The following is an 8,173-nucleotide window of genomic DNA, read 5'->3' on the forward strand; positions in this document are numbered from 1 at the left end:
GGGCACCATCAAGACCCCCATGCACCCCGAGGAGCACCACGAGGCCCTCGCCGCCCTGCACCCGGTCGGCCGGATGGGCGAGGTGAGCGACATCGCCGACGCGGTGGTCTACCTCGAGAACGCCCCGTTCGTCACCGGCGTCGTCCTCCCCGTCGACGGCGGCCAGACCGCCGGCCGCTGAGCGGGTGCGGATCGCACGCCGCGGCGGGGGCGGGGGCGCCGCCGCCCCCGCCCCTGCTGCGGACCAACGGCCGGATCGGGGTCATCGCGTACGGAACCGGCAGAGGCCGCCGCCGGGCACCGGATGGAGCCCGCTGAGCAGGCCCCGGCCTGCTCGGTGCCAGGACCAGATGGCGTCCACCGAATTTCCACCCGACCGTCGACCCATCCCCGGCCCGCCCTGCGGGCTCGCGACCGAGTTTGGATCCCTTTGTGAGTGACTCCCGCACCCGCACGTCCGTCGACTTCTGGTTCGACCCCGTGTGCCCGTGGACCTGGCTGACCTCCCGCTGGATGCTGGAGGTCCGAGAAACCCGTCCGATCGACATAACCTGGCATGTGATGAGTCTGGCCGTCCTCAACGAGGGCCGCCTTGACGTATTGCCCGAGCGTATCCGTGTCCTGATGGGGCAGGCATGGGCGCCGGTCCGCGTTCTGACCGCGGCGGCGCAGGAGCACGGTCCCGACGTGCTGGAGCCCCTCTATACCGCGCTGGGCACCCGGTTCCACCTGCAGGAGCAGCCCAGGACCCGTACGACCATCGAGACCGCTCTGCGGGACGTAGGACTGCCTGCAGACCTTGCCGACGCCGGCGACACGGACGACTACGACGAACTGCTGCGAGCCTCGCACCACGAGGGTGTCGCGCTGGTCGGCGAGGATGTCGGTAGCCCCATCATTGCTGTACCGGGCCCCGACACCGGGAAGGTTGCCTTCTTCGGTCCTGTCGTCACACCGGCCCCCAAGGGCGACCAGGCAGCCCGGCTGTGGGATGGTGCCCTCGCCGTCGCTTCCACGCCAGGCTTCTACGAGATCAAGCGCAGCCGTACCGTTGGTCCCGTCTTCGACTGACCAGTTTCTCACCGATGCGCCGACGCGTCCGGGGAGCTACCTCGGGCGTCGACGGGGGCGCCCATCGAACCCGGACGCCGGCGCGGAAGACGGCCCGTCGGTTCGGATCGAAGAGGGGGTGGGCCGGGTGATTCGTGCGTACCACTTCTTCCTGCGGCCCACCGTGGGCCGGCAGGTCGCGCTTGGTGAGATGCTGCGTGATCACTGCTCGCTCTACAACGGGGCGCAGGAGCGCCGCGACGCCTGGCACCACACCTCGAAGGCCACTGTCCGGTACGGGCCGCAGTCCGTGCACCCTCAAGAAGATCCGGGCGTTCGACCTGGCGCGTCAGGGCCGCTGGTCGTTCTCCAGTCAGCAGGCGACGCTGCGGCGTTCGGGCGAGGCGTTCGCTGCGTTCTTCCGCCGTGTCAGGGCCGGTGAGAAGCCGGGCTATCCGCGCTTCAAGGGCGTAGGGCATTTCGACACGGTCGTCTTCCCGAAGGACGGCGACGGCTGCCGTTGGGACTCCACCCCGCACGGTCCGGTCACGCGCGTGAGCATCCAGGGGGTCGGGCACGTCAAGGGGCACCAGCACCGGCCGGTGGCCGGCAGGGTCAAGACGGTCTCGGTCAAGCGCCAGGGCCGTAAGTGGTTCGTCGTGCTGACTGCCGAACGGCCCCGGCCCGAGCCGCTGCCCGCGACCGGCAGTGTGGCCGGTATCGACCTGGGCATTGCCAACTTCCTCGCGGACTCGGGCGACGGGGATCGATCAGCGATTCCGGTTGGGGGTTGTTCCTGACGATCCTGACCGCCAAGGCTGAAAGCGCCGGACGGACAGTGATGGCGGTGGACCCCCGCAACACCTCCCGGCGGTGCCCCGCATGCGGCCACACCGCCAAGGAGAACCGGCCCACCCAGGAGAAGTTCCACTGCACCGTGTGCGGCCACACAGCGCACGCCGACATAGTGGGCGCCCTGAACGTTCTACGGGCCGGGCTGGTCCGTCGCGAAGCCCAACCGGCATAGCGAGAAGCCACCCCCCTTCAGGGTGGAGGAGTCACAACAGGCTGTCCACCAGGACCTGGCTCGAGGACCATCCCCGGAGACGGAGATCGTGTATGCGCAACGGGTCCCTTGAGTCCAAGACTGTCGCTCTCCAAGACCCCTGGGATTGACGACAGTTGACCAGTCGTCTAGTCTAGGTGACCGGTCGGCTAGAAATCTCGAGCCGTCAGTAAAGTCCCCTGTATGACCAGATGAGTCAGTGAAGGTGAGTCCATGGTTACTCGAACGAAGAAGTGGGTCGGCGTCGCCACCACAGTCGGCGCTGCGGCGCTGCTGGCTCTCGGGGGGAGTGCGCAGGCTGCCTCGGCGACCACTTTTCTGCCCGGAGCGCACTTTTACGCCGGCACCGGACTGACCGGGAGGGACATGCCGGCCGACCTGAGCAAGGTCGGAGAGTGTCAGACCCTGCCGCAATCGGCTTGGTCCAACACGAACCTGACGTCTCTGACCGCGTCTCAGGACATCGATGTCTATTTCAGGCCCAACTGCCAGCCCGGCACGCCCAGCGAGGAAGGGGACATCTATTTCGTTACGGGCACTTTCAATCAGGGCGACTTCCCCTACCCGGCGGTCAGCTACCGGGTGCACGCGATAGGTAAGTGACATCCGCGGCTGTTGGTGCCGGACGCCGACAAGGATCGGCACCAACGCCCAGGCCCGGACAGTGCTCCCGCCGAACCAGCCCTCGTTGAGCAGGTCGGGGTGCCGCTGGGTGAGGGTGTTGCGGGGAACCTGGGCCTCGATGGCGAGGGTGGCGATGGTCAGAGCGCCGTTTGAGCCGCCGACGGCGCCTTCATGGCCAAGCTCCGCTACCAGCAGACGAAGATCGAGCAGGCACCGGACACGATCCTCGTCGACGCCGAGATCGTCGCCATCATCCGCGCACAGCAACAGTGGGCCGACGCCCATCCCGGTCGTCGCTGGGCGGCAGGGACCACACCCAAGCACCTGTTCCTCGCGCACAAGATGAGCCGCCGTGCCGACAAGGCCTACCCTCTCGAACGCATTAACCAGACGCTGTTCGGCTTCGCCCGCCGGCTCGACGTCCGCGACGGCGCGAAGGGCAACGCCTGCCTGACCTGCGACAAGTTCGCCACGGACGCCACCTTCCTGCCCGAGCTCACCGCCCAGCGGCAGCGCACCGAGCAGCTCATCGCCGAGCGGCAGAACGCGTTCACGGCCCGGACCGGGCACCCGATGAGCGAGGACAACGTCTGGCTCGCCGGACGCCGCCAGGAACAAGACGCCCTCGGCCGCATCATCCTCAAGCTCGAACAGACCCGGCTCGCCGACGAGCCCTTGCAGGCCGTCCGCCGGGCCGGCGTCGAAGCCCGCACCGATGCGATCACCCGTGACCGGGACGGGAGGTGACCGGTATGCGCGGAAACCCCGACAACCTCCGCCAGGCCGCTGCCCGCAAGAGCGCCGCCGCCCAGGCCCGCGCCGAGCAGGGCCTGCGGGAGTTGATCCGCCGAGGGCAGCCCATCACTTTCCGCGGCCTCTCCCAGACCGCAGGCGTCTCGCTCGACTTCCTCTACCGGTGCACCGAGATCCGCCGACGAGTCGAGCATCTGCGGACCCAGCAGCGAAGCCACCCACCACAGCCGGCCACGCAGCCGCCCGACGACTCGCCCAGCAGCGTCGTGCGCACCCTCATCGCCCAGCTCGCCGAGCTCAAGCGACGGCACCGCAACGAGGTCCAGGCCCTGACGCAGGCCCTGGAAGCCGCCCAGAGCGAGAACCTCGAACTGCGGCGCCGCCTCGGCTCCCGGCACACCACCCATCCCGAAGCATCCTGACGGCGATCTTCTGCCGTAATCCGGCCTCAATGCGGCGCCGCGACCGCAGTGGTGCGCCAGGCCCGCTCGATTTCGGCGGTCGGAAATGGCGTCCGCTTGCTCTTGGCGAGCAGACGGCGGGCGAACTCACCGAAGATCACGGCAGCTCGGGAATGCCGGTCGATGATCGCGGCGATCTCGCGTGGGACGCCATCGGGCCGGTGGCCGGCGATCCACGCGCGCAGGAACGCCTCGTGTTCCATACCGCCGCGCAGGCCGTCGGGCAGGTGGCGGCGGAGCAGATGACTCGCAGTATGGCAGCGGTCATACGAAAGATGGTCGGAGAGGAACTCCGCCTCGGCGGCTGACAGTTCGAAGCCGGAGCTCAAAGCGAGCCCGAAGTCCGCGAAGTACAGCAGCCGACCGTCGGTCAGGATATTGGCGAAGTGGGCGTCAAAGTGGACGAGTCCGTGCGAGCTCATGAAGGCAGTCCCTCGCGAAAGGGCCTCCTCCACCCACGGATACGGCGAGCCCTCCCCGCCCTCCGGCGCGGCGGTCCGGTAGTCGTGCAGCCAGTCGCCAAGTGTCTGCGGGACGTGTTCCAAGAAGAGCACCAGGCTGGACGAAGACCGGCCGATGGCCTTCAGACGCTCGCGCACGGCCGATGAGCCCTCCCAGTGCGCGACCGCACCGTCGATGCCCCCGAACTCGTCGGCGAATCCTTCAGGAGGGGAGTCGGGCAGGATGCGCCAGTGGTACATCAGTGGAAAGCCCTCGTATTCGTTCCCGAGGACCCAGTTGCTGGTCATGACGTGCACGGCCAGCTCTCGCCAGGCCCCGAACCCCGCTGATCCCACCCCGTACTGGTAGAACATGGGCAGTCCGAAGAGGTTCGCCGTCGACTGCGCATTCTCCGGCCGCAACTCGGTGTCCGTCAGGGGGACCCGCTTGATGAACACCCGCGTGCCATCGATGTCCAGCTCCGCAGACCTGCCGCCGATGCCGGACCCGAGCGGGGCTCCGGCGGCCACGACCTCGCCGAGCCGACGGTCACTCAGAACGGACAGGCGCGTGGCGACGGTCCCATACGTGGCGAGCCGCGCGGCATACCGCGGGTCCGGATGGTGCATCGACGACTCCTCGGTGCCCACAGCCAGGGCTTCGGCGATCTCGCGGACGTGGTCGACCCTATCCGCCGGGGCTGTCGAAGGAGCAGGTGCTCGAAGTCGCCCGACGCGAGACCTCCTGACATCGATCTCTTACGGACACGACCGCAAACGTTCTACCTGCGCGAACACCCACTGTTCACCCATTTGCCCCGGATACGCTGTGGACCACGCGGTACATCGACGCCGCCGTCGACCAGCTTCGCGTCGAGGGCCACGAGATCCGCGACGAGGACGTCGCCCGGCTGTCCCCGCTCAAGCACCGCAATCTCAGTGTGCTCGGCCGCTACCGCTTCACCGCCTCGACTCCGGCCGGCGGCGCCCTGCCGCCCGCTGCGCGACCCGGACGCGCCGGAGCTGGACGAGGACGACGACGGCGGGCAGGAGTGAGCGTCGGTATCACGGCCGCGCTGTCACCCCTACGCGGATGGCAGCGGCGCAACGCCATCGCCGCACTACGCTCACTGTCTCGCTTTGCCAAGAAGCGCGGCCTGATCTTCGCCACCCCACCACCCGGCTCAAGACCGAGGAGATCGAGCGCAATCTGCTGCCGATGACCGACACCGAGGTCCTCGCCGTCCAGCGGGTCGCCGTCACTCCGGTGCAGCGGCTGATCGTCGCCCTGGCCGCCGTCCACGCCGCCCGCGCTACGGCCATCCGACGCCTCACCTTGGACGACCTCGACCTGCCCAACCGTCGCATCACCATCGCCGGACACGCCCAACGGCTCGGCGAACTTCCTCACCAGACCCTGCTGGCCTGGCTCGCCCAGCGTCGCGTCACCTGGCCGAAGACTCCCAACCGGCACGTACTGATCAATACGAAGACCGCTCTGCCGAACGGGCACCAGCCGGGCCGTCGCCGACGAGGCGGGCTGGCGCTAAAGGCGTCTTGCACCGGCACTTCACCGACTTCGACGCCTTCCTCGCTGACCTGGTGCTTGACCGGGCCGCGCAGCTTGAGACGCAGGCGGGTGCGCTGCGCGAGTCCGTCGGCACCGGCACGGTGGCCGACAACCTCACCAACGCGCTGGCCACCTTGTTCGGACCGATTCCGGTGGCCATCATCCCGCTCATCACCTTCCGGGATGAGCTGCGTGCACGGCTGCGGCAAGCCAGGCCCGGAGGCGGCATCGCGATCCTCGCCCAGGCCGCGACCGCGATCTCCGCTTACCTGGACGAGGAACGGGACCGGGGTCGCATCGCGGCCGACGCCGACATTGATTTCCTCACCCGCTCCCTGGTCGGCGGCGGGCATCTCCTGTTCGCCGACCGCGACCTCGGCCCACCGACCACCGCAGCCGTCGACAAGCTCGTGACAGCGGTCATCGCCGACGCCGTGCAACGAAGACCAGCCCAGCGACCCCTCAGTGTCCGCAAACGATTGACGACGGGTGGGGCCGGCATCCAAGGAACCCGGACATTACGGGACGCCAGGGCGGCGTTGATCCCATCGGATCCGACAATGATTGATGACAGGGTTTGACGACATATGGGGTCCATTCCTCCGCGCGGAAGGGGCCCCGATGGCGAACCTGGTCTACAAGCGGGTCCCGACTGACCAGCAGTCGACCGCCCCGCAGAATCTCGTCCTCACCGAGGCCGTCTTCGAGGACCCGGCCGTCTTCGAGGAGGACGCCGGCACCTCCAGCAGCCTCCACCCCCTGCAGCGCCCGAAGTTCCTCGCCCGCTGCCAGCCCGTCGACGGCACCCAGGGCCTCCCGGTCGTCCCGGCCCGGCGCAAGGCACGCCGCGAGTACGAGAACCGCGCCAGCGCCCTCGCCCTAGCCGACCATCGGGCCGGTCTTCGGGGTAGAGGGGTATCGCCGAACTCCGGTTAGGCAGTTCCCCTCTGCAGGCGTGACAAGGCCTCCCGCGATCGCCGTCCCGAAGGGCCTCACGCCGCCGTGAGCCGGTGTCAAGCCGTCTGCCGGTTCTGCCATGCCTGCTCCAGTACCTGGGTGTACAGCTCGACGGGCTGCAGGCCGGCCATGCCGTACTTCCTGTCCAGGACGAAGAACGGCACGCCGCCCGCGCCCAGTTCAGCGGCCTGGCGCTCGTCGGCCCGTACGTCCTCGGCGTACCGGTCGGCGCTGGAGAGCACCTCGCGAACCGCTGCCTCGTCCAGCCCCACCGCGACCGACAGGTCCACCAGAGTCTCCCGGTCGTAGATCGAGCGCTCATCGGCGAAGTTCACCCGGAAGGCGAGATTCATCAGCTCGACCTGGAGGCCGCGGGTCTTGGCAAAGTGCAGCAGGCGGTGGACATCGAAGGTGTTGCCGTGCAGGCGTCCGCCTACCCGGAAGTCGAGCCCTTCGGCGCGTGCCTGAGACGCAGCGTGCTCCTCCCGTGCGACCTGCTGTTCGCGGGTACGTCCATACTGGGCTGCGACGGCGTCGATGATTGGTTTCGTGCCGTTCTCGGCCTTCGGATTGAGTTCGAACGACCGGTACACCACCTCAACGTGGTCACGGTGCTCGAAAGCCGCGAGTGCCCGCTCGAAACGTGCTTTGCCGATGTAGCACCAGGGGCATGCGATATCTGTCCAGATCTCGACGCGCATGTGTCAACTGTCTCCATGTTCGCGATGGGCCGTCCGGGCATGGGGGCCGTGCCGGTGTGGCGGCGGCTCCTGGTTTCGTCCGGACCCAGATGGGGCGTATCCCGGCGGCTGTCGGCCAGGGCTGGCGGGGAATCTAAATCAGGAGGCCGGTCTACTATGGGGTAGACGACCGAACGAATAGTGGCATCGATGGGACAGGCGGACGGCCCGCCTCACGAGCGCCGAGCCGTGTGGTGCGAAGGCGGAGATCTATGCCCGGCCCGCCGACTGGCTGCCGGGCTTCGTTCAACACGCCTGGCGTCGCCCAGGACCGTGTGCGACGCAGGCCCGGCTGCGTACGCGTTACTGCCTCGTCTCTGGTTCGAGGGCATGTCTCTTTGTCGGCGCCGGCAAAGAGACATGCCCGGTGGAGTGCCGAGGTGGTCAGGCGGCCTTGAGCTGTGCGGCGATCTTGATGACGCGTTCGGCCTGGATGCGGGCGGCGGTGCGGGTGGTGTCGTCGACAGGGTTGTTGCCCTGGGCGTCGACGTGGGAGGTGCCGTAGGGGTTGC

8 protein-coding genes and 4 pseudogenes are annotated in these 8,173 nt (G+C 68.3%); 9 read left to right on the plus strand and 3 right to left on the minus strand.

Annotated features, from left to right (window positions below):
- The 6 genes and pseudogenes from AB0N06_RS37280 to AB0N06_RS37305 form a co-directional block, all read left to right on the plus strand.
- Positions 1–181: SDR family oxidoreductase (locus AB0N06_RS37280; RefSeq protein WP_366139115.1), on the plus strand; the 181-nt coding region annotated here is incomplete at its 5' end.
- 251 nt (positions 182–432) lie between these two features.
- The gene (locus AB0N06_RS37285; protein WP_366139116.1) at positions 433–1,071 is read left to right on the plus strand and encodes a DsbA family protein; all 639 of its coding nucleotides are present in this window, start codon (positions 433–435) and stop codon (positions 1,069–1,071) included.
- 127 nt (positions 1,072–1,198) lie between these two features.
- Positions 1,199–2,077, plus strand: a pseudogene (locus AB0N06_RS37290) (transposase).
- Positions 2,078–2,329: 252 nt separating this feature from the next.
- Positions 2,330–2,719: a hypothetical protein gene (locus AB0N06_RS37295; RefSeq protein WP_366139117.1), complete on the plus strand. Its 390-nt coding sequence runs from the start codon at positions 2,330–2,332 to the stop codon at positions 2,717–2,719.
- 192 nt (positions 2,720–2,911) lie between these two features.
- Positions 2,912–3,487 (plus strand): hypothetical protein, encoded by a 576-nt coding sequence (locus AB0N06_RS37300; RefSeq protein ID WP_366139118.1) that lies wholly within the window; start codon positions 2,912–2,914, stop codon positions 3,485–3,487.
- A 5-nt stretch (positions 3,488–3,492) separates the two neighbouring features.
- A complete protein-coding gene (locus AB0N06_RS37305) occupies positions 3,493–3,915 on the plus strand; it encodes a DUF6262 family protein (protein WP_366139119.1) in 423 nt (140 codons plus the stop codon).
- Between the two features lie 26 nt (positions 3,916–3,941).
- Here the strand turns inward: AB0N06_RS37305 and AB0N06_RS37310 are convergent, their stop codons facing one another.
- Entirely contained in the window at positions 3,942–5,024 is a 1,083-nt protein-coding gene (locus AB0N06_RS37310) for a protein kinase family protein (RefSeq protein WP_366139120.1), read from the minus strand.
- Positions 5,025–5,221: 197 nt separating this feature from the next.
- On the opposite strand from AB0N06_RS37310, the pseudogene AB0N06_RS37315 reads away from it, so the two are divergent.
- From AB0N06_RS37315 to AB0N06_RS37325, 3 genes and pseudogenes are all read left to right on the plus strand, one after another.
- Positions 5,222–5,450 (plus strand): annotated as a pseudogene (locus AB0N06_RS37315) (Tn3 family transposase); the annotation flags it as partial.
- A 455-nt stretch (positions 5,451–5,905) separates the two neighbouring features.
- A pseudogene (locus tag AB0N06_RS37320) lies at positions 5,906–6,413 on the plus strand (TetR/AcrR family transcriptional regulator); the annotation flags it as partial.
- A gap of 172 nt (positions 6,414–6,585) precedes the next feature.
- Positions 6,586–6,900 carry a hypothetical protein gene (locus AB0N06_RS37325; RefSeq protein ID WP_366139121.1) on the plus strand — a complete coding sequence of 105 codons (315 nt, stop codon included), beginning with the start codon at positions 6,586–6,588 and terminating at the stop codon, positions 6,898–6,900.
- A 77-nt stretch (positions 6,901–6,977) separates the two neighbouring features.
- Here the strand turns inward: AB0N06_RS37325 and AB0N06_RS37330 are convergent, their stop codons facing one another.
- Together AB0N06_RS37330 and AB0N06_RS37335 are read right to left on the minus strand one after the other, a co-directional pair.
- Positions 6,978–7,622: a DsbA family oxidoreductase gene (locus AB0N06_RS37330; protein ID WP_366139122.1), complete on the minus strand. Its 645-nt coding sequence runs from the start codon at positions 7,620–7,622 to the stop codon at positions 6,978–6,980.
- Between the two features lie 423 nt (positions 7,623–8,045).
- Positions 8,046–8,173 (minus strand): annotated as a pseudogene (locus AB0N06_RS37335) (NAD(P)H dehydrogenase); the annotation flags it as partial.

The organism is Streptomyces sp. NPDC051020 (assembly GCF_040683105.1).
In the GTDB taxonomy this organism is placed as follows: domain Bacteria; phylum Actinomycetota; class Actinomycetes; order Streptomycetales; family Streptomycetaceae; genus Streptomyces.

Coding starts and splice junctions, on each gene's coding strand:
- AB0N06_RS37325 (WP_366139121.1), top strand. CDS start 6,586: ATGGCGAACCTGGTCTACAAGCGGGTCCCGACTGACCAGCAGTCGACC.
- AB0N06_RS37305 (WP_366139119.1), top strand. CDS start 3,493: ATGCGCGGAAACCCCGACAACCTCCGCCAGGCCGCTGCCCGCAAGAGC.
- AB0N06_RS37330 (WP_366139122.1), bottom strand. CDS start 7,622: ATGCGCGTCGAGATCTGGACAGATATCGCATGCCCCTGGTGCTACATC.
- AB0N06_RS37300 (WP_366139118.1), top strand. CDS start 2,912: ATGGCCAAGCTCCGCTACCAGCAGACGAAGATCGAGCAGGCACCGGAC.
- AB0N06_RS37310 (WP_366139120.1), bottom strand. CDS start 5,024: ATGCACCATCCGGACCCGCGGTATGCCGCGCGGCTCGCCACGTATGGG.
- AB0N06_RS37295 (WP_366139117.1), top strand. CDS start 2,330: ATGGTTACTCGAACGAAGAAGTGGGTCGGCGTCGCCACCACAGTCGGC.